Source organism: Ottowia caeni (genome assembly GCF_050821495.1).
Lineage (GTDB): Bacteria > Pseudomonadota > Gammaproteobacteria > Burkholderiales > Burkholderiaceae_C > Ottowia > Ottowia caeni.
In genome coordinates, this window is record NZ_CP151080.1 from 1,776,672 (window position 1) to 1,799,800 (window position 23,129).

17 protein-coding genes, 5 tRNA genes and 2 pseudogenes are annotated in these 23,129 nt (G+C 59.5%); 16 read left to right on the forward strand and 8 right to left on the reverse strand.

Features of this window, described 5'->3' with window-relative positions; genetic code table 11:
- Positions 1-6: 6 nt before the first annotated feature.
- The 4 genes from AAAK34_RS08580 to AAAK34_RS08595 all read left to right on the forward strand — a co-directional run bounded on the left by AAAK34_RS08580 (position 7) and on the right by AAAK34_RS08595 (position 4,753).
- Positions 7-984 (forward strand): tripartite tricarboxylate transporter substrate-binding protein, encoded by a 978-nt coding sequence (locus AAAK34_RS08580; RefSeq protein ID WP_231695123.1) that lies wholly within the window; start codon positions 7-9, stop codon positions 982-984.
- Positions 985-987: 3 nt separating this feature from the next.
- Positions 988-2,043, forward strand: coding sequence for a peptidase M29 (locus AAAK34_RS08585; RefSeq protein WP_231695122.1), 1,056 nt, complete (start codon positions 988-990; stop codon positions 2,041-2,043).
- Complete coding sequence (locus AAAK34_RS08590; RefSeq protein WP_231695121.1) at positions 2,043-3,068, forward strand: MDR family NADP-dependent oxidoreductase; 1,026 nt, start codon at positions 2,043-2,045, stop codon at positions 3,066-3,068. The genes AAAK34_RS08585 and AAAK34_RS08590 overlap by 1 nt, the downstream gene beginning before the upstream one ends.
- 179 nt (positions 3,069-3,247) lie before the next feature.
- Positions 3,248-4,753 carry a TIGR03862 family flavoprotein gene (locus tag AAAK34_RS08595; protein ID WP_431777936.1) on the forward strand — a complete coding sequence of 502 codons (1,506 nt, stop codon included), beginning with the start codon at positions 3,248-3,250 and terminating at the stop codon, positions 4,751-4,753.
- Positions 4,754-4,759: 6 nt separating this feature from the next.
- Here the strand turns inward: AAAK34_RS08595 and AAAK34_RS08600 are convergent, their stop codons facing one another.
- The 5 genes and pseudogenes from AAAK34_RS08600 to AAAK34_RS08620 all read right to left on the reverse strand — a co-directional run bounded on the left by AAAK34_RS08600 (position 4,760) and on the right by AAAK34_RS08620 (position 10,175).
- Positions 4,760-5,440: an OmpW family outer membrane protein gene (locus tag AAAK34_RS08600; protein WP_231695120.1), complete on the reverse strand. Its 681-nt coding sequence runs from the start codon at positions 5,438-5,440 to the stop codon at positions 4,760-4,762.
- Positions 5,441-5,490: 50 nt separating this feature from the next.
- Positions 5,491-6,657 (reverse strand): SGNH/GDSL hydrolase family protein, encoded by a 1,167-nt coding sequence (locus tag AAAK34_RS08605; RefSeq protein WP_231695119.1) that lies wholly within the window; start codon positions 6,655-6,657, stop codon positions 5,491-5,493.
- A gap of 154 nt (positions 6,658-6,811) precedes the next feature.
- Positions 6,812-8,275 carry an NAD-dependent succinate-semialdehyde dehydrogenase gene (locus AAAK34_RS08610; protein WP_231695118.1) on the reverse strand — a complete coding sequence of 488 codons (1,464 nt, stop codon included), beginning with the start codon at positions 8,273-8,275 and terminating at the stop codon, positions 6,812-6,814.
- Positions 8,276-8,333: 58 nt separating this feature from the next.
- A pseudogene (gene cls, locus AAAK34_RS08615) lies at positions 8,334-9,784 on the reverse strand (cardiolipin synthase).
- Between the two features lie 13 nt (positions 9,785-9,797).
- Positions 9,798-10,175, reverse strand: coding sequence for an ArsC family reductase (locus AAAK34_RS08620; RefSeq protein ID WP_231695116.1), 378 nt, complete (start codon positions 10,173-10,175; stop codon positions 9,798-9,800).
- A gap of 54 nt (positions 10,176-10,229) precedes the next feature.
- Between AAAK34_RS08620 and folC the strand changes: the two genes are divergently transcribed.
- The 11 genes from folC to AAAK34_RS08675 all read left to right on the forward strand — a co-directional run bounded on the left by folC (position 10,230) and on the right by AAAK34_RS08675 (position 18,209).
- The gene (gene folC, locus AAAK34_RS08625) at positions 10,230-11,507 is read left to right on the forward strand and encodes a bifunctional tetrahydrofolate synthase/dihydrofolate synthase (RefSeq protein WP_231695115.1); all 1,278 of its coding nucleotides are present in this window, start codon (positions 10,230-10,232) and stop codon (positions 11,505-11,507) included.
- An 11-nt stretch (positions 11,508-11,518) separates the two neighbouring features.
- Positions 11,519-12,478, forward strand: coding sequence for an SPOR domain-containing protein (locus AAAK34_RS08630; RefSeq protein WP_231695114.1), 960 nt, complete (start codon positions 11,519-11,521; stop codon positions 12,476-12,478).
- A 15-nt stretch (positions 12,479-12,493) separates the two neighbouring features.
- Positions 12,494-12,982 carry a CvpA family protein gene (locus tag AAAK34_RS08635; RefSeq protein ID WP_231695113.1) on the forward strand — a complete coding sequence of 163 codons (489 nt, stop codon included), beginning with the start codon at positions 12,494-12,496 and terminating at the stop codon, positions 12,980-12,982.
- A 388-nt stretch (positions 12,983-13,370) separates the two neighbouring features.
- Complete coding sequence (gene purF, locus AAAK34_RS08640) at positions 13,371-14,876, forward strand: amidophosphoribosyltransferase (protein ID WP_231695112.1); 1,506 nt, start codon at positions 13,371-13,373, stop codon at positions 14,874-14,876.
- Positions 14,877-14,890: 14 nt separating this feature from the next.
- Entirely contained in the window at positions 14,891-16,129 is a 1,239-nt protein-coding gene (locus AAAK34_RS08645; protein WP_231695111.1) for an O-succinylhomoserine sulfhydrylase, read from the forward strand.
- 26 nt (positions 16,130-16,155) lie between these two features.
- Positions 16,156-17,574 carry a glutamate--tRNA ligase gene (gene gltX, locus AAAK34_RS08650; protein WP_231695110.1) on the forward strand — a complete coding sequence of 473 codons (1,419 nt, stop codon included), beginning with the start codon at positions 16,156-16,158 and terminating at the stop codon, positions 17,572-17,574.
- Between the two features lie 53 nt (positions 17,575-17,627).
- Positions 17,628-17,703: transfer RNA gene (locus tag AAAK34_RS08655), tRNA-Ala, on the forward strand.
- Positions 17,704-17,736: 33 nt separating this feature from the next.
- Positions 17,737-17,812: transfer RNA gene (locus AAAK34_RS08660), tRNA-Glu, on the forward strand.
- Positions 17,813-17,860: 48 nt separating this feature from the next.
- Positions 17,861-17,937, forward strand: a tRNA-Asp gene (locus tag AAAK34_RS08665).
- Between the two features lie 71 nt (positions 17,938-18,008).
- Positions 18,009-18,084, forward strand: a tRNA-Glu gene (locus tag AAAK34_RS08670).
- A gap of 48 nt (positions 18,085-18,132) precedes the next feature.
- Positions 18,133-18,209: transfer RNA gene (locus tag AAAK34_RS08675), tRNA-Asp, on the forward strand.
- 71 nt (positions 18,210-18,280) lie between these two features.
- Here the strand turns inward: AAAK34_RS08675 and AAAK34_RS08680 are convergent.
- Positions 18,281-19,321, reverse strand: coding sequence for an AraC family transcriptional regulator (locus AAAK34_RS08680; RefSeq protein ID WP_431777937.1), 1,041 nt, complete (start codon positions 19,319-19,321; stop codon positions 18,281-18,283).
- 57 nt (positions 19,322-19,378) lie between these two features.
- Between AAAK34_RS08680 and AAAK34_RS08685 the strand changes: the two genes are divergently transcribed.
- Positions 19,379-19,738: a DsrE family protein gene (locus tag AAAK34_RS08685; protein WP_231695108.1), complete on the forward strand. Its 360-nt coding sequence runs from the start codon at positions 19,379-19,381 to the stop codon at positions 19,736-19,738.
- Positions 19,739-20,189: 451 nt separating this feature from the next.
- Here AAAK34_RS08685 and AAAK34_RS08690 read toward each other — a convergent pair whose 3' ends face one another.
- Positions 20,190-21,608 carry an amidase gene (locus AAAK34_RS08690; protein WP_231695107.1) on the reverse strand — a complete coding sequence of 473 codons (1,419 nt, stop codon included), beginning with the start codon at positions 21,606-21,608 and terminating at the stop codon, positions 20,190-20,192.
- 11 nt (positions 21,609-21,619) lie between these two features.
- A pseudogene (locus AAAK34_RS08695) lies at positions 21,620-23,106 on the reverse strand (ABC transporter substrate-binding protein).
- Positions 23,107-23,129 lie beyond the last annotated feature (23 nt).

The window sequence follows — 23,129 nt, forward strand, 5'->3', positions numbered from 1 at the left end:
CAAAAAATGAAAGCTATCCGAGCAGCTCTTGCCGTGTGCGCCGTATCGGTCGGTATGGCCGCCGTGAATGCGGACGCACAGAACGCACAAAACTACCCGACACACCCAGTAAAAATTGTTCTGCCGTTTCCTCCGGGTGGCGGCACGGACACCGTCTCCCGCATTCTCCTCGACCCCTTGGGTAAGAAGCTTGGCCATCCGTTCGTCATGGATTACAAACCAGGCGGAAACACCGTGATCGGCACCAACGCGGCGGTGCAGGCCGCGCCAGATGGCTATACCCTGCTGACCACCCTGGATATGTCCGCCACTATCCTGCCTGCGGTGTACAGCAAGCTGCCCTTCGACCCTCAGAAGCAGTTGACCCCTGTGGGAGTCCTGGCGACAGTACCGGCATTACTTGCGGTAAATCCAAAAGTGCCTGCGCAAAACCTGAAAGAGCTGATCGCCTACGACAAGGCCAACCCCGGTAAGCTGAACTATGGCTCAGCCGTGCTGCATGGGCAATTGTTTGGCGAGGCTCTCAAACTTGCCTCTGGCCTGCAGTACACCTACGTTCCTTACAAAGGCAGTGCAGAAGCTGTGCAGGCGCTGGCAGGTGGGCACATCGACATGCTTTTCATCGACATCGCCACTGGCATCAACTTCATCAAGGATGGGCGCATCCGAGCAATCACCATCACCGTGGCGGAGCGGCACCCGACTTTGCCGGATGTTCAAACGTTGAGAGAGGCAGGTTTTCCAGGGCTGGAGATGAGTGTGTGGTACGGCCTTTTTGCTCCAACCGGGACTCCGTCAGCCATCATCGAGAAACTCAACGCAGGCCTGCAAGAAGTTGGAAATGATTCTTCCATCAAGAAGCGTCTGGCGGATCTAGGACATGAAGTTTCTACACTCAAGCCAGATCAGATCAAGGAATTGATCCGCAAGGACAGTGCCAACTGGGCCAAGGCAGCGGCAGCCGGAAACATCAAGCTGGATTGATTCATGCTGATAGAACGAATAGAAGGAAAATGGATTGATGCGTTCGTGGATGTCTTCAATCTCTGCCGCGTGACCCCTGGTGACTCAGTAGCCATCCTATCCGAGACGCAGTCACGCCCAGTACTGGTGCAACTCTCGGAATTGGCGTTGCATCGTCTCGGCGCGCGTGCCTTCCACGTGGTCATGCCCACCCCGCCTCAGCGTCATGGCATTCCCTTGCGATCGACCGGAACATCACTCGCGGTAGGCGGCTTGCAGCCTGTCGTGGCGGCTCTGGCTGCCAGCACCATGGTGGTGGATTGCACTGTCGAGGGCATGCTGCACGCGCCCGAGTTGAAGACCATCCTTCAGGGCGGAGCGCGCCTGATGATGATTAGCAACGAACATCCGGAACTGCTGGAGCGCACCAAACCGACGCCCCAGTTGCGTGAACGTGTGGTCAAGGGGCTGGCTGTCCTGGAGGCTGCGCGAGAGATGCGCGTCACCTCGGAGGCCGGCACCAACCTCACAGTCGATCTGCAAGATGCACCAGCCCGTGCCGCTCCGGGGTACGTCGATCAGCCTGGCAAGGTTGGCTACTGGCCCGCCGGGCTGGTGCTGTGTTTTCCCGGGCGTGGCAGGGTGAGCGGCACCGTGGTGCTGGCACCTGGCGACATCAACCTTACCTTCAAGCGCTATGTTGAAACGCCGGTCGAGTTGACGATCGAAAACGACACGGTCACCAAAATCGAAGGTGCCGGGGTAGATGCAGAATTGTTGCGCAGCTATTACTCAGCATGGAATGATCCCAATGCTTACGCCGTTTCGCACGTGGGCTGGGGAATGAACCCAGGCGCCCGCTGGGATTCGCTCACCATGTACGACCGATCGCAGGTCAATGGCACAGAGCAGCGCGCGTTCGAGGGAAATTTTCTGTTCTCCACCGGTGCCAACGAAATGGCTGGGCGATTCACCGATTGCCACTTCGATTACCCCATGCGGCATTGTTCGATCGATCTCGACGGCCAGCGCATCATAGATAGTGGGCGAATCGTGGATCCGCGCTTGATGCTATCGTAATGACACAATCAGTTGTTCTCAAGCTGACCCCAGGGCGACACCTTCATCCGGATGATTTCGAGCTGAGAAACACGGCACCTCCTGGTAGCTTGCTTGAAGGAGAGGTGCGATTGCGTGTGCGCTGGCTCTCCATCGATCCCTACCAGCGGGGCCTGCTTGATCAAACTCCCATGTTTGGTCGACGCGTCATGGTGGGCGATGTAATGGCCGGGCGTGGCATTGGCGAAGTCATCGAAAGTCGATCTGAGCGATTCTCACCCGGACAACTGGTCATTGGAGAAACTGGCTGGTCAACGGAAGCCGTCACCCAGGAGCACGCACTTATTCCTCTGGGAGGTTCTGCCGAGCGCCTTTCCCCCGAATCGATCTGCCATTATCTCGGCGTCTTGGGGGTCCCCGGTCTTACAGCGTTCCTTGGTCTGGAAACCATGGGTGGCGTCGACGCCGACGATGTCATTCTGGTGTCCTCCGCAGCTGGTGCCGTTGGAGGCACCGTGGTGCAATTGGCCAAGGTGCGTGGCGCCAAGGTCATCGGTATCACTTCCGGGGCGCTCAAAACCTCATTCTTAAAAGAGAACCTCAAGGTCGACTTCGTCATCGACCGGCTGCAAGGGACGCCCTTGTCGCAGCAATTGCTTGAAGCAGCCCCTGACGGCATCAGTGGTTTTTTTGACAACGTAGGCGAGCAAACGCTGGTTGATGGACTTTCCGCGATGCGCCCGCGCGGCCGAGTGCTGCTGTGCGGCTATCTCTCGGGCTACGAGGCGGCCGCACCTGTAGCGCCATCGGAAGCGCTGCGGGTCATCATGCGGCAGCGCATAGAGCTAAGGGGCTTTCTGGTCCATGACCATGCCGCCCTCTTCGGTGAGGCGAGAAGCAGCCTGGCGAGGTTGCTGCACGCCGGTCAACTGCAGGCGGTACAAACCGTCACTGAAGGCTTGGGCTCCGCGCCGGCGGCGCTGTGCAACTTACTTGCAGGTCGTTCCATTGGCAAGGTAATGGTGCGGGTTTCAGAGAACGATTGACCAATAATGCGGGTTCAATCGCAAGGGGTGCAGTTGAGGGTGCCGGCCCAATCTCCGATGGATCCGGCCTCTTGATGTCTGCAGGATGAACGCGCCTGCGCTCCTGCAAAATCGGGGATGCAAATACCATAGGGCCGGATCAATAGCTCCTTGCCCCCTCATTCCTGAAAAGTCTACCCGTGCAATCTTTTTCCACTCCCGTCGCCATCATCGGTGCCGGCCCTGCGGGCTTGATGGCCGCAGAGATACTCTCCGGCGCTGGTGTGCAGGTCGATGTATTCGACGCCATGCCTTCTGTGGGTCGCAAGTTCCTGCTTGCTGGCAGGGGCGGGTTGAACCTCACGCATTCAGAGCCCCATGATGCATTTGCCTCTCGGTACGGAGCGCGCCAGGCTTTGATCGAGCCCATGCTGCGAGACTTCGGTGCCGATACCGTGCGCTCATGGGCGTCGGATCTCGGCATAGAGACATTTGTCGGTACTTCGGGTCGGGTGTTCCCAAAGGAAATGAAAGCCGCGCCTCTGTTGCGCGCTTGGCTGCAGCGCTTGCGACATCCAGGTGAAGGTTCCGTGCCAGTGCGTTTTCACATGCGACATCGCTGGGTTGGCTGGGCTCAGCCAGAGGGAGACGGGGGCTATTCGTTCAAGTTTGAAACTCCATCCGGCGAACGGGCGGTGCAAGCCTCATTCGCTGTGCTTGCCTTGGGCGGCGCCAGTTGGCCACGACTCGGCTCTGACGGTGCCTGGGTTCCCTGGTTGTCCACACGCGGCGTGAAGGTCGCGCCTCTGGTGCCCTCGAACTGTGGGTTTGATGTGCCGCCTACCCCAGCCCGACAGCTACAAGGCGGAGAACCCACCGTGGGCGAAGGAGGTTGGTCGGCATATTTTCGCGACAAGTTTGCAGGTCAACCCCTGAAATCTGTAGCCATTACTGTGGTCGACGAGGCGGGTGTACCTGTCTTCAATAAGCGCGGTGAGTTCGTGGTCACCTCCACCGGGGTTGAGGGAAGCCTCATCTATGCCACTTCCGCCTTGCTTCGAGACGCTATCACTGCACGGGGTTCGGCAACTTTCCTGCTCGATCTCCTGCCAGGGCATACAGTCGACCAAGTGCACAAGGCATTGCTCGCGCCACGTGAAGGCCAGAGCTTGGCAAATCATCTTCGCCGTCGCCTTCGCCTGGAGGGCATCAAGAGCGCGCTGCTGCATGAGCTTTTGCCGAGAGATGCTCTACGTGAACCGGGTCTTCTTGCTCGTTACATCAAGGCCCTTCCAGTGCCATTGTCTGCTCCACGACCCATTCAGGAGGCCATCAGCAGTGCTGGCGGCGTAACTTTTGAGTCGTTGGATGACTCCCTTCAACTCAAGAGCTTGCCGGGCATCTTCTGTGCCGGCGAAATGCTCGACTGGGAGGCGCCTACGGGCGGCTATCTGTTGACTGCTTGCCTGGCCAGCGGAGCAAGAGCCGCACGCGGCGTATTGAGCCGGCCCCCCTGGGATCGCCGAGCTCCAGCTCGGCAGCGGCGCATCCAGCCGCGTCAGACGCAGATTAGCCCCCAACGGACCAGTGCCCGCTCCCTGGGACCGCCGAGCTCCAGTTCGGCAGCACGGCCTCCCACCCCACGGAGTTCGAAGCAACCTCAAATGCAAACGGCCACCCTCAGGTGGCCGTTACACAAAGGCTAATTGAAATTAGAACCTATAGCCTACAGATAAAGCAACCATGGTTGGGTTCAACCGATGATTAATTGTCTGCCCAGTCGAGAGCGTGGTCTCGTTCTTGATAAAGGTCTTGCCGACCGTACCTTCTACAAACCAGCGATCATTGAACGCATACACCGCGCCAATGATCAGCGTGGGCGCCAGTTTCGACTGGATGCTCATGCTCGTTGGAGTCTCAGGGGTGCCCCCCGTGATGGCGCTCAAACGGTTGGTGACACGTTCCTTGTAGAACTTGGCATAGGTCAGGCCACCGCCTACGTAAGGCCGAAACTTGGCATTGGCCTCGCCGAAGCGATACTGAGCAAAAACCGAAACAGGCAGACTTCTCGTGCTGCCGATTTCACCCACGCCAGCCACCGAACCGTCACCGATGATTTTGTGTTTGAACGGCAGTGCAAGCGGCACGTCGAGGGCAATGTTGTCGGTCACCATGTAGGTGATGCCGCCGCCCAATTGCGTAGCGCTTTCCACGTCGATCTTGGCTCCAGCAATGCTGGGGGAACTCAGGTCGCCGCTTGTCACCGACGGCGCAATGTGAATAAAGCCCATGCGTGCCTGCCATGTGCCGGCGCTCTGAGCTGATGCGCTGCTCGCAGAGGCCAGGGCCGCCAGAGCTGCCATGGAGATGGAAAGGGTGCGAATGACCTTCATTTTGCGTGCTCTTCCGTAGTTTCTTCTGAGAATGCGTGATGCGGGGAGCATCACAGCCATCCGGCCCTGGCCAGTTCAATGGCGACCATCTGACCCATCAGCTGGTGGCCATAGGGCGTGGGGTGGAAGCCGTCGGAGAACGCATAGGTGGTCCACCAGTTCGCGCCACCCGTGGCGCCAGCGGGAGGCGTCATATCGGAAAGGGTGCGGGCCGTACAGGTGGCAAAGTTATAGGTCGGCAACCCATCGCTGCCAACGCCGGTGGGCGGGCAAGCTGTGGAGGTCACGTTGGTCAGACCGTATTGCGCCGGATCAGCCATTTCCCGCTGGAACGAATCGTAAAAATCAACCACGACCAAGCGCTTGTCGTCGGCGGCATTTTTCACAAGGCGGGCATTGAACGTTTTGACCCAGGTGTCGAACAGGGTTTCAGCTTGTTTGGCGGCTGCAGCTCCCTTGGACGCTGCAATGCTGCCCAGTACCATCTGGAAGCGTGGAGTGAGCGTGACTGGCGGAATGTTCAGCACGGCAATGCGCTCGGCGCCTTTTTCCAGCGCATGCGATTTGATCGCGCCATGGAAAAGATCGGCCAGCGCAGTCATGTACACGGCACCTGCCTGCTCTGGCCCCTGGGGCTGCGGCATCAGCGCTTGCACTGTGGCTGCCGGCAAGAGTGAGCCAATCAAGGCTGCGTAGGAGGCGCCTCCGTCCTGCGCGGCAGCCAGGTAGGCGCCGATCAGGTCTGCTGCATCGTTGCCGCCGCCGTCCATCAGAATCAGATCGCTGCTCTTGTAGCTGCCATTGACCGCCGCCGCATCAGTGATCTGCTTGATCACCGAAAATGGGCTTTGCTGGCCGCCGGGCTGAGTGAAGGCATTGATACGAGCGCCGCCCACTGCATAGGCGGTGCAGCCTGGAGTGGCGTTGAAAGTGGCGCCGGTGTAGCGGTAGAAAGCGCACAGAGAAGGTGCGCCGACGTTGGCAGTTACACGCTCTGTCCAGAGTACATTGGGCTCGCTGCTGCTGCCTTGTACTGTGAATGTGCGCGACGCACCGAGGAGTGTTGCGAAGGTGCCGCTATCAGCCAGGCTGTCTCCCATGACCTTCACAGAAGTTATTCCCGCGGGATTGCCGGGATCCTCGGTCCCACCACCGCCGCAGGCGGCAAGGATCGCGCACGCGGCCAAAGCCGGTAGGGTCCAATGCAGACGTCGCATACTTTGAGCTCCTCAGTTAATGCTATTTAGTTAATATACGCATCGTAACTGAGTTCGCTCGGTACGGGTACTGGGAAAATCCCTCAAGGCCACTTTGGTGCCTTTTTGGGGGGAATTGGGACGTCTCGGTCGGCGGAAAACCGCGCCTATGTCGTCAAACCCCAACGCACAAGTACTTCATTTCCAGATACTCGTCTATGCCGTGACTCGAACCTTCCCTGCCCAGGCCAGACTGTTTCACGCCCCCGAACGGTGCTTGCTCCACGGAAATGATTCCGGTGTTTACACCCACAATGCCGTACTCTAGGGCTTCCGAAACCCGTGTGATGCGCCCAATGTCCCGCGCATAAAAATAGCTGGCCAGTCCGAAAATTGTGGCGTTGGCAGCGTCGATCGCCTCTTGTTCCGTTTTGAAGCGAAACACCGGCGCCAGTGGCCCGAAGGTTTCTTCGCCAGCCACCAGCATTTTGGAGTTGGCGTTGGCAATCACGGTGGGGGCATAAAACTGGCCCTTCAGTTTCTCGCCGCCCGTGAGCACCTTGCCACCTTTCTTGACCGCATCGGCCACGTGTTTGGCTACTTTCTTCACGGCGGCATCCTCGATCAGCGGGCCAATGGTCACCCCTTCGTCGAAGCCATTGCCCACTTTCATCTTGGAAACCCTCGCAGCCAGTTTCTTGACAAACTGGTCGTACACACTGTCTTGCGCGTAGATCCGGTTGGCGCATACGCATGTCTGGCCGGCGTTGCGATACTTGCTGGCGATGGCACCTTCCACGGCGCTGTCCAGGTCGGCATCGTCGAACACAATGAATGGCGCGTTACCACCTAGTTCCAGCGCCAGCTTTTTCACCGTGGGGGCGCATTGGGCCATCAAAATGCGCCCGACCTCCGTGGAACCGGTGAAGGACAGGTGCCGCACAACGTCGCTTTCGCACAGCACTTTTCCGTAGGCGGCGCTGTCCGTTCCTGTAATCACGTTCAGCACGCCGGCCGGGATGCCGGCACGCCGTGCCAACTCGGCTGCGGCCAGGGCTGTAAGAGGCGTCAACTCGGCCGGTTTGATCACTACCGGACACCCCGCCGCGAGTGCAGGTGCCACTTTGCGCGTAATCATGGCCAGCGGAAAATTCCACGGCGTAATGGCCGCGCACACACCAATCGGCTGGCGCAAAACAGACAGGCGTTTGGTGGGGTCAGACGTGGCCAGTGTTTCGCCGCCTACCCGCTTGGCCTCTTCGGCGAACCATTCCACAAAGCTGGCCCCATAGGCCACTTCGCCCTTGGCTTCTGCAAGCGGCTTGCCTTGTTCGGCGGTCATGATGCGTCCAAGATCATCCTGGTTTTCCATCAGGAGCTGGAACCATTTCATCATGATCGCGTGCCGCTGCTTTCCTGTCAGCGCACGCCAGGCTGGCCAAGCGGCGTTGGCGGCTGCAATAGCGCTCTTCACGTCCTTCGGCTCCAAGTCAGCCACATCCGCCAGCAGGCCGCCGGTAGCAGGATCGTTCACGTCGAAGCGCTTTTTCCCTTTGAGCCATTTGCCGTTGACAAAACTGTCCGTTTTCAGCAGGCTGGGATCCCTGAGCAGGGCGAGGGGGCTGGCTTTCATGTCCATGAGGGTCTCCAAATAGTTAAGCGTTGAGCGAATCTTAGAAGCTGGGGGCTCGCCCAATCTAGAGCAAAGGCGAAGCCAGACGCGCCACGGCCTCAAAAAGGCGCTGCGGAGGAGGGGGCTTGTGGTCGGCTATCACTCGTTTGCAATGGGACAGATCCTTTTCGAACATGGCTGCCAACTGCCCGTTGAATTCAGCGCTGAACACCGCCGCCGCCACCTCAAAATTGAGTCGGAAGCTGCGGTTGTCAAAGTTGGCCGAACCCACCATGCCGTAATGGTTGTCCACCAGCAAGGTCTTGGCGTGAAACATACGGCCGCGGTACTCGAACACCAGTACGCCTGCGTGATGCAACTCCTCAAAGTAGGAGCGGGCAGCGGCAGTCACTACGCGCGAATCACTTTTTCCGGCACCATGAGTTTGACCGACACCCCCCGCAGCGCCGCGTTGGTCAGCGCCATCAAAGCGGCTTCAGTCGGTACAAAATAAGGCGTGGCCAGCCAGATGCGCTCGCGCGCCATGTTTATGGCGTCCACCATTGCCCGGTGGATAGCCTCGCTATCGCTGTCGGGCCCAGACGCCACAATCTGCACGGGCACCTTGCCTGGATGCTCCAGTGGCACCATGTTTGCATCATGAATTTGACCGCCCCCTGCATAACCCCAGTCTTGCAAGAACAGGTATTGCAGCCAGCGTACAGCTCCACCTCGCAGCAGCAGATGCGTGTCGCGGTAGGCGTCGTGTGGCCGCACGTGTTCGTTTTCGTCGTCGGTAATGTTGATACCGCCCAGCAAACCCACTCTGCCGTCAATCACGACGATCTTGCGGTGAGTTCGCAGGTTCACCAGCGGGCGCAGGCGGTCCAGCCGCCTGGGGTGAAATATCTCGAATTGCCCGCCCGAGGCCAGGTAGTCGTTGAGGAATCGGTGGCCTCTTCGTGAGCAAAGCACTGGCGAGCCAACGGCATCCACCAGCAGCCGAACGCGCACGCCTTTCCGCGCCTTGTCGGTCAGGGCCCGCAACACGGCTTGACCGGTCGTGTCAGGCTCGAAGATGTAATACTCCAGGTGTATGTGTTGCTTTGCGGATTCAATCTCGCCAAGCAGCGCATGCAGCGTGGCGCCACCGCTCTGCAGCAGGTGCACCTCATGGCAACTCGCCAGTTGAAGGCCGCAGCTTTGCTCAATCAGCGCCGCGTGTTGCACGGCCCACAAGGGCGGCTCTGCGCGACCCTCTCGCAAGGTTCGCAAGTCCCCCTGTGACATCAGGGCCGCCTGCTGATGCCAACGCCTCATTCGCTGCCGCTTGACCCGCTGAGGTCCAAAATACGCGTACACCGCCAGGCCGATCACCGGCATCAAGTTCAGCACCATGATCCAAGCCAGTGTCGAGACCGGTGAGCGCCGCTGCATCACGACCCAGGTCGTCAGCACGATGCTGGAAACCGTCCAGACCCAGCCCAACCAGTTGAGCCAGGAATGGCCGGCGATGGTCCAGGTCGGCAAGTTCATGCTACTTGGGACACTAGCGTTGGTGAGCAATGAGTCTGGTGTGCCATTCGTCGGCTTTGAATCCCACAGTTACATCGTCTGCCGCATCGCTCCATTCGACCACTGGGCGTTTGATGGCGCTCGGATGCTCCACCAGCAATGCGATGGCGCTCGCATCATCCTTCACGGCGGCTTGTGCGGCGGGATCCAGCCTGCGCCAGGTAGTGCCCTGTCGATTGAGCACTTTTTCCCAACCCACAGCGTTTACCCAGCGCTGAAGCTGTGCGGGCGGTACCCCGTTTTTCTTGAAATCGTGAAACTCGTAGGCGACATCATGCTCAGTCAGCCAGACTCGTGCCTTTTTAACGGTGTCACAGTTGGGAATACCGTAAAGCGTCAAATTGATTGTCATGATGGCGATGATGCCATGTCCGCATAACCACCGTCTAAGAGAAAATCCCCCCATATGAAAACTCTAGAAGACTGGCTCCTACACGCCGAGCGCCTGCACTCCACCACCATCGACATGGGCCTCACTCGCGTAAGCGCCGTAGCCAGAAAGATGGAACTTGCTTTCTCCTGCCCCGTATTCACCGTGGCCGGAACCAACGGCAAAGGCTCCACCTGCGCCATGCTCGAATCCATTCTGCTGCGCGCAGGCTGGCGCACCGGCGTATTCACTTCACCGCATCTGGTGCATTTCGAAGAGCGCTGTCGAATTCACGGCGAACCAGTCAAGGCCGAAGCCCTGCTGGCTTCATTCGAGCAGGTTGAGCAGGCGCGGGGCGACATCACCCTGACCTACTTTGAGTTCACCACTCTCGCCATACTTCATGCGCTGTCCATCGCGGGACTCGACGCGGTTGTCCTTGAAGTCGGATTGGGCGGGCGCCTTGACGCCGTCAACATCATCGACACCGATTGCGCCATCATCACCAGCATCGACATCGATCACGCCGAGCTGCTCGGTGACACCCGCGAAATAATCGGCGTCGAGAAAGCGGGCATTATGCGCACGGGCCGCCCTGTTATCGTGAGCGACCCGGTTCCCCCGCAGAGCGTCATCGACCATGCCACAGAAGTGGGTGCCGATCTGTGGATGTTAGGGCGTGACTTCAACTACAACGGCGACCCCCAGCAATGGGCCTGGGCAGGGCGGGGCAGGCGTTATGCCGGTCTGGCCTACCCGGCTCTGCGCGGCGCGAACCAGCTTATCAACGCCTCTGGCGTGCTCGCTGCACTCGAAGCCATGCGCTCGCGTCTACCCGTCACGGCTCAGGCTGTGCGCACCGGGCTTGCGTTGGTTGAACTACCGGGGCGTTTTCAGGTGGTTCCCGGCAAGCCATCGCTGGTGCTGGACGTAGCCCACAACCCTCACGCCGTCGCGGCGCTCGCTCTCAACCTGGACGCCATGGGGTTCTATCCCACTACCCATGCCGTCTTTGGTGCTATGGCCGATAAAGACCTGGCGCTCATACTCTCGCGCATGGACCCCATCATTGATCGTTGGTATTTCACCGATCTCCCGACCTCACGCGCTGCGCCCGGTGCCGCTCTGCAAACAGCCTGGCAAGCCATCACCCGGCGCCAGGATGCAGCATCCAGCCTCCACGACGATCCGCAAGGCGCTTTGCAGGCCGCGGTGGAAGCGGCAGACCCCGCTGATAGAATCGTCGTCTTTGGATCGTTCTTCACGGTGGGCGGCGTGCTACAGCACGGCGTACCTCGTCTATCTGGCGACTGACTCGGCAACTCATGGCGTTTTTCAAGTTTCGGCTGCGAGGGCAGCCCACTGAGTCAATTCCGACCACAGGCCGCAGATCGGCAAAAAACGCCTCTGCCCCAACGGAAACCATCGAAACCCTGCGGCGCCGGGCGCGCTACCGCCTTATCGGCGCTGCGGTCCTGGTTGGCGTAGCCGTCATCATCTTTCCCCTGCTGTTCGACACACAGCCGCGGCCCGTATCCATGGATGTGCCCATCACTATCCCGGACCGCGAGCGAGTACCTCCTCTGGAGCAACCTGCCGCGATAACGCACGCAGGCAAAGTATCTTCAGCTGCCAGTCTCGGCGAAGGCGAGGAAGTGGTCGCGCAAGGCGCACCGCACCGTGAGGCACCTGTCGTATCCGAGGCGCCCCCACCCCTCTCGCGCCCAGATAAATTATCTGAAAAACCTTCAGAGAAGGTGGCAGATCACGCTCCGGATAAAGCGGTTGAAAAGGCTGCTGAGCGATCAGTTGAGAAACCCATTGAAAAACCAATTGAAAAGCCCGCGCCCAGGCCAATCGAAAAGCCTGTAGAAAAGGTGGCTGAGAAGCCGACCGAAAGGCCTGCTGCAAAGCCCGAGTCAGCTCCTGAGCGCAAGCCAGAGGAAACGCGGTCCCGCACCGAGGAAGCTGCCCGTGCCCGTGCGTTGCTCGAAGGTCGCACCCTGGAGGCAAACGCTGCCAAGCCCGAGGCCAAGCCTCCGGCAGCCGCCGACGCTGGACGCTTCATCGTGCAAGTTGGTGCCTTCGCAGACGTCAATTCAGCACGCGAGGCAAGAGCCAAGGCCGACCGTGCCGGTGTCAAGACCTACACCCAAGAAATCAGCACTGCCCAAGGCAAACGCATTCGTGTTCGCGTAGGCCCCTTTGCAACCCGCGAAGACGCCGAAAAAGCGGCGGCCGCCCTAAAAAAATCAGGCCTACCCGGAGCGGTCCTGGCGCTCTAGCATGAACCTTTCGCAGTGACCGCCTTCGACTGGATTTCCATAACCATAGTGTCGGCGTCCCTCTTGTGGGGCGCATGGCGTGGCTTTCTTTACGAAGTGCTGGCACTAGGCAGCTGGGTATTCGCCTTCCTGGCTGCCCGCTGGGCAGCCCCCGTTGTGGGGCAATGGCTCCCCATGGGCTCCTCATCTGATGAAATTCGCTACATAGCCGGCTTCGCGCTCGTATTTATCGGCGCAGCCTTCCTGGGGGGAATGATCGCCTGGGCAGTGCGCCGCGGGGCTGCCTCGTTAGGCATGCGGCCCGTGGACAGGGTTCTGGGTGCTGTATTCGGCTTGGCAAGGGGCTTGGTGCTCCTGCTGGTGGCGGCTGCCGTTGTGGCCATGACTTCCGCGCGCGAAGCCCCCTGGTGGCTTGAATCTCCCAGCGCCCGTTGGCTCACCATGGCACTTAGCGAGATTCACCCCTTGTTGCCCGAGCCTGTTGGAAAATATATCCCTACATGACACCCACCCAGTCGCTGATTTCAAGGCGCCACGGCTTCCGAAAAGCCCATGGGACGTGCACCGTAAACAGCAAGAATAAGCTAGGAGCCTGTCGGACTTGGAGCGCCGAAAGCGAAAATGGAACCCAGCGAGGACAGTTTTTGCAGGATTCGCAGGCCCATAGCCCAGCTATGGGTCAAGAAGACTGTGAAAAATGGACCGCTGCGGCCCATTTGCAGCCGGCGATTTCCAAGTCCGACAGGCTCCTAAACAGCAAGCAAACCCGCCGGGTTGATCGGGTTCAAATAGCCCCCGATTCAACGCCACTTTTCAAGAACCTCACCGATACTCATGCCGCTTCGGCCTGACAATCGGCGCTTCGATCCATCATTCTAGGACGGCACTCATCATGTGCGGCATTGTCGGCGTTGTCAGCAACGCACCCGTCAACCAACTCATTTACGACGCCCTGCTGCTCCTGCAGCACCGAGGGCAAGATGCCGCTGGCATCGTTACGCAACATGAGCGAAAGTTCTTCATGCACAAGGCCAAAGGCATGGTGCGCGACGTCTTTCGCACACGCAACATGCGGGCCCTGCCTGGCAATCTCGGGCTCGGCCAGGTTCGCTACCCCACAGCTGGCAACGCCGCCAGCGAGGAAGAGGCGCAACCGTTTTACGTGAATGCTCCGTTCGGTATCGTGCTCGTGCATAACGGCAACCTGACCAACGCCCACGCCCTGAAGGCTGAGCTCTTCAACACAGATCACCGGCACATCAACACCGAGAGCGACTCCGAAGTGCTGCTCAACGTGCTGGCTCACGAGCTGGAAAAAGCCACACGCGGCGCAGACCTGGGTCCTGCCGAGGTGTTTGCCGCCGTGTCGGGTGTGCACCGGCGCGTGCGCGGCTCCTACGCGGTTATTGCGCAAATTGCAGGTCATGGTCTTCTTGCATTCCGGGATCCCTTCGGCATTCGCCCCCTGTGCATTGGACGCAGCAAGGACGGCACCGTCATGCTGGCCAGCGAGTCGGTCACCCTTGAAGGCACTGGTCATGTGCTAGAGCGCGACGTTGCGCCCGGCGAAGCCGTGTTCGTCTCACTGGACGGCAAAATCCAGGCGCAGCAATGTGCCGAGCGTTCGCAGCTGTCGCCGTGCATCTTCGAATATGTTTACCTCGCGCGCCCAGATTCGGTGCTAGACGGCATCTCGGTCTACCAGGCACGCATGAGTCTTGGCGAAACGCTTGCCCAGCGTGTGATTTCCGTCGTTCCCCCCACTGAGATCGACGTCGTGATTCCCATTCCGGAATCTAGCCGCCCCAGCGCCACCGAGCTTGCCCACCTTATCGGCAGACCCTATCGTGAAGGCTTTGTGAAGAACCGCTACGTGGGTCGAACCTTCATCATGCCAGGTCAGGCGGTACGCTCGCGCTCCGTCCGGCAAAAGCTCAATGCAATCACCAGCGAGTTTGAAGGCCGCAACGTTCTGCTGGTAGACGACTCCATCGTACGCGGCACCACCTCCAGGGAAATCGTGCAAATGGCCCGCGAAGCCGGCGCGCGAAAGGTCTACATGGCCAGTGCGGCTCCGCCGGTGCGCTTCCCGAACGTCTATGGCATCGACATGCCCACCAAAGAGGAGCTTGTTGCCCACGGCCGTACCGTTGAAGAAGTGCGCCAGATCATTGGGGCAGACGCACTCATCTACCAGGACGTAGACGCCATGAAGCGTGCTATTGGCTCGCTCAATCCTGCCATTCATGGCTTCGATGCATCCTGCTTTGACGGTCAATATGTCACTGGCGACATCACTGATGGCGACATCGCTCGCATGAACGAGCAGCGTGTCACCTCCCACGAAGGTGACGAAGATACATCGCGCCTTGCACTTCCCAACGCCACTGAAGCTTGAAACGGGGCCGTCCGATGAATTCCGATTCCCGACCGTCTCCAGACCTTCCTGAAGGCCTTCATCCTGACACCCTGGCGGTACGTGTAACCGTGCCGCGCAGCCAGTACGGAGAGCATTCAGAGGCCCTGTACCTCAGCAGTTGCTTCGTTCAGCCGGATTCAGAAACGTCGGCCCACCGCTTTGCCAACCCGAGTGAAGGCTACACCTACACGCGCACCGGAAACCCTACCGTGACGGCGTTTGAGCGCCGGCTGGCTGCCCTGGAAGGCGCCGAAAGCGCCATTGCCACGGCCAGTGGCATGTCGGCTATTTTGCTGCTCGGCCTGGGCTTGCTCAAGAGCGGAGACCACGTCATCTGCTCGCAGTCCATGTTTGGCTCCACCATGAAGATGTTCGGCACCGATTTTGCAAAGTTCGGTGTGGAGACCACCTTTGTGTCGCAGACCAACGCAGCCGCGTGGCAAGCTGCCGTCAGGCCCAACACGCGCTTGCTGTTTGCCGAGACCCCTACCAATCCGCTCACGGAAGTGTGCGACATTGCGGCTCTCGCTGCCATAGCGCACAGCGCAGGTGCACTGCTGGCCGTGGACAATTGCTTTGCCACGCCCATTTTGCAGCGCCCCCTGCAGCTGGGAGCCGATCTGGTAATTCACTCCGGCACCAAGTTTCTCGATGGCCAGGGCCGCGTCATGGCAGGCGCCATTTGCGGGTCTTCAAAATACGTCGACCAGATTTTTGCTCCCCTGATTCGTTCGGCCGGAATGGTGCTTTCGCCGTTCAACGCCTGGGTGGTCACCAAGGGGCTGGAAACTCTGTCGCTTCGTGTCAAGGCGCAAAGTGCCAATGCCCTTCAGCTTGCCAAATGGCTGGAGCAGCACCCCGCGATCGACCGCGTTTTCTACCCCGGTCTGCCTTCGCACCCGCAGCATGAGTTGGCCATGGCGCAGCAGTCTGGTATTGGTGGGGCCATCATCGCCTTCTCTGTGCGTGGCAATTCGCCCGAGCAGGCGAGGGCGCGTGCTTTCCACGTCATAGACAGCGCCCGCATCTGCAGCATTGCCACCAACCTGGGTGATGTAAAAACCCTCATCAGCCACCCGGCCAGCACCTCGCATGGCCGTTTGTCAGAAGAGCAGCGACAGGCGGCAGGTGTTGTGCAAGGTCTGATCCGGCTTGCTGTCGGCCTTGAGCATGTGCCAGACATCCAGGCTGACCTTGCCCGTGGGCTCGATACCTGTGCCAGCGTGGCCTGAAGCCGCTGATTCCTTATTAGAAAAATATGTCCGAGAAACCAGTTTCCACCGGCGCCCAGCGCGTGCGCACCCGTTTTGCGCCTTCCCCTACGGGCTTCATTCATCTGGGCAACATCCGCTCAGCGCTCTACCCATGGGCCTTTGCGCGCTCCCAAGGCGGCGACTTCATTCTGCGTATCGAAGACACCGACCTGGAGCGTTCCACCCAGGCTGCGGTAGACGTTATCCTGGAAGGCATGGCCTGGCTGGGGCTCGACCATGACGAAGGCCCGTTCTACCAAATGCAGCGCATGGAGCGCTACAAGGAAGTGCTCGCCCAGCTGCAAGCCGCAGGCCACGTCTACCCATGCTACATGAGCGTTGCTGAGCTCGACGCCCTGCGCGAGAAGCAGATGGCCGCCAAGCAAAAGCCCCGTTACGACGGCACCTGGCGCCCTGAGCCCGGAAAAACGTTGCCGCCGGTACCAGAGGGCGTAAAGCCCGTCCTGCGCTTTCGCAACCCGCTGGAAGGCGTAGTCGCGTGGGACGACAAAGTCAAAGGCCGTATTGAGATCGCCAACGCCGAGCTTGACGACCTCGTCATTGCCCGGCCAGACGGCACACCCACCTACAACTTCTGCGTAGTCGTTGACGACATCGACATGCATATCACGCATGTGATCCGTGGAGACGACCACGTCAACAACACGCCGCGGCAGATCAACATCTTCCGTGCGCTCGATCATGAGCCTCCCGTTTACGCGCACCTACCCACCGTGCTGAACGAGCAGGGCGAGAAAATGAGCAAGCGCAATGGCGCCAAGCCTGTCACGCAGTATCGCGACGAAGGCTTTCTGCCAGACGCCATGGTCAACTACCTCGCACGCCTGGGCTGGAGCCACGGAGACGACGAAATATTCAGCCGCCAGCAGTTCCTGGAGTGGTTCAACCTTGATCACCTGGGCAGAAGTGCAGCCCAGTTCGACGAGGCCAAGCTGCGCTGGGTCAATGCTCAGCACCTCAAGGCCATGGACGATGCAGCCCTGGCACCCCTGGTGGCCGCTCAGTTGCAGAAGCGAGGCATCACACCAGACGAGCGCCTACCGGCCATTTGCGGCCTGTTCAAGGACCGTTGTGAAACCCTCATCGTCCTGGCAGACTGGGCGCAGGGGTTCTACACAGATGTGCAGCCCAGTCCCGAAGACCTGGCAACGCATATTACCGAGGCCATCAAGCCCGCGCTGGCCACGTTGGCCGGGCACCTGGAGCAAGCTCAATCCACGTGGGACAAAGCTTCCATCGCAGCGGCCATCAAGCAAACCCTGTCAGCGCATGGTTTGAAAATGCCTCAATTGGCCATGCCTGTTCGCGTTCTCGTCATGGGTACGCCGCAGACGCCATCCCTTGATGCAGTACTTGAACTACAAAATTCTGAAAAAATTTTGGAGAAGTTGCGGAAAGTCTAAATTTCATCGTATACTTCAAGGCTCGACACCTCAACGAGGCAACTCAAATAAATGGGGGTATAGCTCAGCTGGGAGAGCGCTTGCATGGCATGCAAGAGGTCAGCGGTTCGATCCCGCTTACCTCCACCATTAAAGTGTCGAGATGGTTAGTTCCAAGGTTTTGACCCTATCGTCTAGAGGCCTAGGACATCACCCTTTCACGGTGAGTACCGGGGTTCGAATCCCCGTAGGGTCGCCAAGTTTGGCTACACTTGAACTCGCAAGAGTTGCAAAGTAGCTGCCACGCGGAGTGGTAGTTCAGTTGGTTAGAATACCGGCCTGTCACGCCGGGGGTCGCGGGTTCGAGCCCCGTCCACTCCGCCAGTGTTGGAAAAAAGGGTTAGCGAAACTGCTAATCCTTTTTTGTTGGTTTAGGTTAGTTAGTTCAAGGTTTTGACCCTATCGTCTAGAGGCCTAGGACATCACCCTTTCACGGTGAGTACCGGGGTTCGAATCCCCGTAGGGTCGCCAAGTTTGGCTGCACTTTGGTTCGCAAGAATCGCAAAGTAGCCACCACGCGGAGTGGTAGTTCAGTTGGTTAGAATACCGGCCTGTCACGCCGGGGGTCGCGGGTTCGAGCCCCGTCCACTCCGCCATATTTCATGAGGTTTACCTCCTGAGCGCCCGCTAACAAGCGGGCGCTTTTTTATTTCGACTTGGAACTCGCTCAAGGCATTGTCCTCGTCTGCGTCCCACACCCAAAGTCTTGCTGCTGATAGTTTCGCCGCCAGCGCGCTGGCGGCACTCCATGGCGCCGCGCGAACGCACGGCAGAACGCGGCTTCGGTACCATACCCAGCGCGCTCGGCGATCTTGATGATCGGATCCCTGGTCTGCGTGAGATCCATAGAAGCCTGGTACAGCTTCCAGTCGCGCAAATAGCGCATCGGAGCCATGTTCAGGATCTGCTGGAAGTGCTGGCACAGCACGGTCTTGGAAACGCCAGTGGCTTCGGCCAGAGCCTGCTGTGTCCACGCCATCTCTGGTCTGCCATGCAAGACCTTTAAAGCCTTGAAGACCACCGGGTTACCCAGCGCAGCTAGCCAGCCTCCATGCTCACGCGCTGCCAACATTTGCCGGCGCAGCATCTCTATGAATACAACCTCACTCAGTCGCGAGACAATCGTCATGCCTCCCGGCGAGGGTTGATCCACTTCTCGAATCAGCCTCTGCACCGCTGGCGCCAGCCAGTCCCTGCTGTCTATGGAAGTCCGTGCCATCATCACATGGGGTAGTCCTGCCAGCAGAGGCTGGAAATCCAGTACTCTGGCCTCAATGAAGCCGCACAGTATTCGCGCGCGCGGGCCCGGGGCCTCATACTTGACGGTGGGTATCCGCTCCCAAGGCGGTGTTGGTACATCGTCTCCGGGACTAAGGAGACGTCCGTCTATCCCAGAGCCAAAGAAGTGTGGCTTACCTCGTGGAAAAACCAGCACGTCGCCACTGCCAATATCGACTAGCTGCCCTTCCATTTCCAGCCAAAGATTGCCTTCTGCCACGATATGCATGCTGACTGAGCCAGGCGGGCGAAACGGGGCAGGCGACGCATCGACTACCCAGTCGCCGTAGGGCTCGAAGCAATACTGCAGACATTTTGAGACGCGAATGTCCCTCAGCAGGCGCGACAGAACGTCCGCGCCCTCTACCAGAGACAACACTGGCCCGGCCGTCGGATCGATCAATACTTGCGGAAGTTCAGCCAAAGACAAAGGCGTCTCCTGACTCGATACTCGGCCACACTGTAACTGTTCTTCATGGAGACAGCCATGTCCGACAAACTAGTGATTTTGATGTCTCGCGGCATCGACTCGGAAATGTCCTCGGTGGCCTTCACCCTGGCCAACGGAGCCCAGACCGCAGAAATGCAGGTTTTCGTATTCTTGACCAGTACCGCAGTCGACCTCGTGCGTCACCGGGGCCAGCAGTTGACCCATGTACCGCCACTTGAGCCCCTGCGCACCTTGATGGACACATTCTTGGCCCGAGGAGGAAAAATATGGGCTTGCCCACCTTGCGTAAGTTCGCGTGGTTACGAGGCGGGTGACTTCATCGAAGGTGTCGAGATCAAGGGTGCCAGCGCCATGTTCGAGCAAATCAAGGCCGGAGCAGCAACGCTTTCATTCTAGAGTAAGCGCGGCATTCAACTGACGGGCGTCCGCTGCACCCTTCACGCCGATCGGTCCAGAATAGGGGCATCTTCGGCCATCGTACTTGGATGAACTCGACCAAGACAAGGCGCAAGAAGCGCCAAGTTGGCAATATTTGATCTCGGTCGGATCAGCCAACCAAGGTGAGGATGAACCCACGCATCAAGATTCACTTCCGTTCAGGCGGAGGGTGGCTCCGTTGTGGCGCCAAGAACATCGTAGTGATGTCTACCGATTTTTGCGCCGCCCGCGACCTTAGCCTTACGTTAGTACCCATCAAGAGCGTGCAAGCACTGGCCACACAGCAATTGCACCGAGTCCGGAAAAGTTGCCTGCGCCGCCGCACGGCACTGGCGAAAGACGCGAGCTTCGCAGCTACTCGTCAAGTTTCTCGGGGCACACCTCAATCGTGTTCAACCTCAACCGGAGCCTACGTTGTCGGCGGCGATGGCCACTCACGCTGCGGCCCGCGCAACTGCTCGAAAGTTCTTGCCATCTGCAGAACACCCAAATCGTCGAAACGATGCCCTGCAATCTGCAATCCAATAGGCCAGACTTTGCCGCTGTCTGGATCGGTATCGACATATCCACAGTTCACGGAGGCGGCGGGTTGTTCCCCCATGTTGAAGGGAACCGTGAAACCGATATGCTCCAGCCCGCGCAACGGGTCGTTGGTGGGCGATGCCCAATCAAAAGGAGCGGGCCCCACAGGCGACGTCGGCGATATGACGTAGTCAAAGGGTTGCATCGCCTGCTGCGTTGCAACGCGTGTGGCGTGCGTGGCACTGTAGGCTCTAAACACGTCGGCACCGCTCATGCTGCGCGCGCTCTCGGCCCATTGGAGAATGACGGGCAGCACACCAGCGCGCGCATTTGGAGGCAGTGCGTCGATGTCGAGCATGGAGCGCATGCGCCAAAAATGATCCAGGCCGGCCAGAAGCTCTGGCGTCATGAGGGGCTTCATCAGCGTGACAATCGCCCCTTGCCCTTCGAAAAGGTGCCCCGCATGCTCCACCGCCATTCGGATGGCGGCTTCTGTCGGCAGACCGCACCCGGCGTCCAGCATCAAGCCTATGCGCAGGCCCTTCAGGGGTTTGTCTTGGCGCCATGTTAGCGACCAGTCGATATCTTGCGGCGGCAGAGCCATGCAGTCGCGCGCATCAGGGCGGCTGAGCACTTGCATGAGCAAGGCTGCATCAGCCACAGTTCGCGTCATGGGGCCGGCTGAACGGCCCATGTAGGGAGGATCTATCGGCACGCGTCCCAGGCTGGGCTTGAGCCCAAAAATGCCACACCAGCCCGCTGGCAGTCGAATGGATCCGCCGATGTCTGTGCCCAGGTGGAGCGGGCCGTATCCGGCTGCAGCAGCCGCAGCCGCACCAGCGCTGGAGCCTCCCGGTGTGCGAGTAACGTCCCAAGGGTTGCGCGAAATCGTATGAAACGTTGATAAGCCTGACGACAACATGCCGTAATCAGGCATGGTGGTCTTGCTCACCACGACAGCTCCTGCCTCGCGCACTCGCGCTGCGGGTGGTGCGTCATATGCCGCAGGGGCGAGCAGGGTGGCCTTCGTCCCCAGGGGTGTGGGATCCCCGCGTGTGGCAATGTTGTCCTTGATGGTGGTCGGCACACCATCTAGAGGGCCGCAGGGCTCGTGTCGGAGCCAGCGAGCCTCCGCTGCGCGTGCCTGCTGCAGGGCCTCTTCAGGCCTCAGCAGATAGGTGGCGGCAATGTGCGGCTCCCAGCGCTCAATCTGCGTCAGTACGGATTCTGTGGCTTCAATAGGGGAGAATTCGCCAGCTTTGTAGCCGGCGATGAGTTCAAGCGCGGAAAGTTGGTGCAAGGCCATACCGCTGCCGATCAGGTCCAACTGAGCGCGGCCAAGTCGTTGACGAAGATGGGCATATCTTTCCAGAGCCCGGTAAGGCGTCGATTCGCCACCGTGAGCCACTGGGGCTGGTAGAGCCACGCCAAAACGGCATCGTCGGCCAGCATTCTTTGTGCATCGCCCAGGAGCTTGTTGCGCTCGGCCACGTTCGCGGTGTTTTTGATTTTGCTGAAAAGCTCGTTGAACTTCGGGTTGTTGTAGCCCCAGTAGTAATCCGGCTTGGTGAAGTTGGCCAGATCAAAGGGCTCCACGTGGCTGATGATGGTTAGGTCGTAGTTGTGCGCGCCGCCGAAGGTATTGGCGAGCCACTGCGCCCACTCCACGTTCTGCACCTTGGCCGTAATGCCCACCTTGGCCAACTGCGCCACAATCACCTCTCCACCCTGGCGTGCGTAGGGGGAGGGGGCAGCACGAGACTCAGCTCCAGCGGCGTGGTAATGCCTGCCTCCTTAAGCAGCGCACGCGCCTTGTCAGGGTTGTAAGGGTTCAGGCCGGTCGTGTCGACGTAGCCCGCCGCCCCAGGAACGTAGTGGCTCCCAATCGGCACGCCGAAGCCATCTCCCGCGCCGGAAATCACCGCCTTGCGGTCTATGGCCGCGGAAATCGCGCGCCGCACGCGCACGTCGTTCAGCGGCTTCTTCTGGTTATTGATCGCCAGCACCGTCTTGGCGCGCGAACCACTCGAAATGGTCTGCAGGCGCGAGTTGGCCTTGAACTGCGCCGCACCCCGTGGAGTAACGCGCACGAAAGCATCGACGTCTCCGGAAAGCACGGAGGCGACCTGGGCTGCCGGGTCGCTTATGAATCGGAAGGTGGCGCGTTTGATGCGCAGGGCACTGGCGTTACGGTAGCTCGGAGAGGCGCGCAAGGCGACGGATGAACCCTTGTTCCAGCGATCCAGCATATAAGGGCCGGTGCCCACAGGGGTCGCGTTGTTTCCGTCTGCACTCTTGGGCTCGACGATTGCCGACGTGGCCTGGCCCAGGTAGAAGAGGAAGTCTGGGTCGGGTTCCTTGTTGATGATCACCACCGTGTGGTCATCCATCGGGCGCACGCTTTCCATCGCGGCGAAAGTTCGCTTGTCCTTGTTCGTGCTTTTTTCGCCAGCTGCCCGTTCGAAGCTGAACTTCACCGTCTGGGCATTGAGCGGCTCACCATTGCTGAACTTCACGCCTTTGCGCAGATGAAAGGTATAGGTCCGCAGGTCAGGCGAGACTTCCCAGCGTTCTGCCAGCAGCGGCGTGACGCTGCCGTCCGAATTGATCTTGGTCAGCGTCTCCAGGATGTTGTAGTGAACGATTTCAGCAATGGCGGACGCCGCACCGGCCGTAGGATCCAGGCCCGGCGGCTCCAGCGTCATGCCCAGGACCACCGCATCCTTGCGCGCTTGTGAGAATGCAGGCGCGCTGGCGAGCGCGGCTGCTGCGGGAATAGTCAAGGCAAAATCGCGACGCTTCATTTTCGAATGTCTCCTGGGAACGG

What these genes read in the sequence shown, in the direction of transcription:
- folC (WP_231695115.1), top strand. Translation starts at nt 10,230, where the DNA reads ATGAAAACTCTAGAAGACTGGCTCCTACACGCCGAGCGCCTGCACTCC.
- AAAK34_RS08585 (WP_231695122.1), top strand. Translation starts at nt 988, where the DNA reads ATGCTGATAGAACGAATAGAAGGAAAATGGATTGATGCGTTCGTGGAT.
- gltX (WP_231695110.1), top strand. Translation starts at nt 16,156, where the DNA reads ATGTCCGAGAAACCAGTTTCCACCGGCGCCCAGCGCGTGCGCACCCGT.
- AAAK34_RS08630 (WP_231695114.1), top strand. Translation starts at nt 11,519, where the DNA reads ATGGCGTTTTTCAAGTTTCGGCTGCGAGGGCAGCCCACTGAGTCAATT.
- AAAK34_RS08645 (WP_231695111.1), top strand. Translation starts at nt 14,891, where the DNA reads ATGAATTCCGATTCCCGACCGTCTCCAGACCTTCCTGAAGGCCTTCAT.
- AAAK34_RS08690 (WP_231695107.1), bottom strand. Translation starts at nt 21,608, where the DNA reads ATGGCCTTGCACCAACTTTCCGCGCTTGAACTCATCGCCGGCTACAAA.
- AAAK34_RS08685 (WP_231695108.1), top strand. Translation starts at nt 19,379, where the DNA reads ATGTCCGACAAACTAGTGATTTTGATGTCTCGCGGCATCGACTCGGAA.
- AAAK34_RS08620 (WP_231695116.1), bottom strand. Translation starts at nt 10,175, where the DNA reads ATGACAATCAATTTGACGCTTTACGGTATTCCCAACTGTGACACCGTT.
- AAAK34_RS08605 (WP_231695119.1), bottom strand. Translation starts at nt 6,657, where the DNA reads ATGCGACGTCTGCATTGGACCCTACCGGCTTTGGCCGCGTGCGCGATC.
- AAAK34_RS08600 (WP_231695120.1), bottom strand. Translation starts at nt 5,440, where the DNA reads ATGAAGGTCATTCGCACCCTTTCCATCTCCATGGCAGCTCTGGCGGCC.
- purF (WP_231695112.1), top strand. Translation starts at nt 13,371, where the DNA reads ATGTGCGGCATTGTCGGCGTTGTCAGCAACGCACCCGTCAACCAACTC.
- AAAK34_RS08580 (WP_231695123.1), top strand. Translation starts at nt 7, where the DNA reads ATGAAAGCTATCCGAGCAGCTCTTGCCGTGTGCGCCGTATCGGTCGGT.
- AAAK34_RS08590 (WP_231695121.1), top strand. Translation starts at nt 2,043, where the DNA reads ATGACACAATCAGTTGTTCTCAAGCTGACCCCAGGGCGACACCTTCAT.
- AAAK34_RS08610 (WP_231695118.1), bottom strand. Translation starts at nt 8,275, where the DNA reads ATGGACATGAAAGCCAGCCCCCTCGCCCTGCTCAGGGATCCCAGCCTG.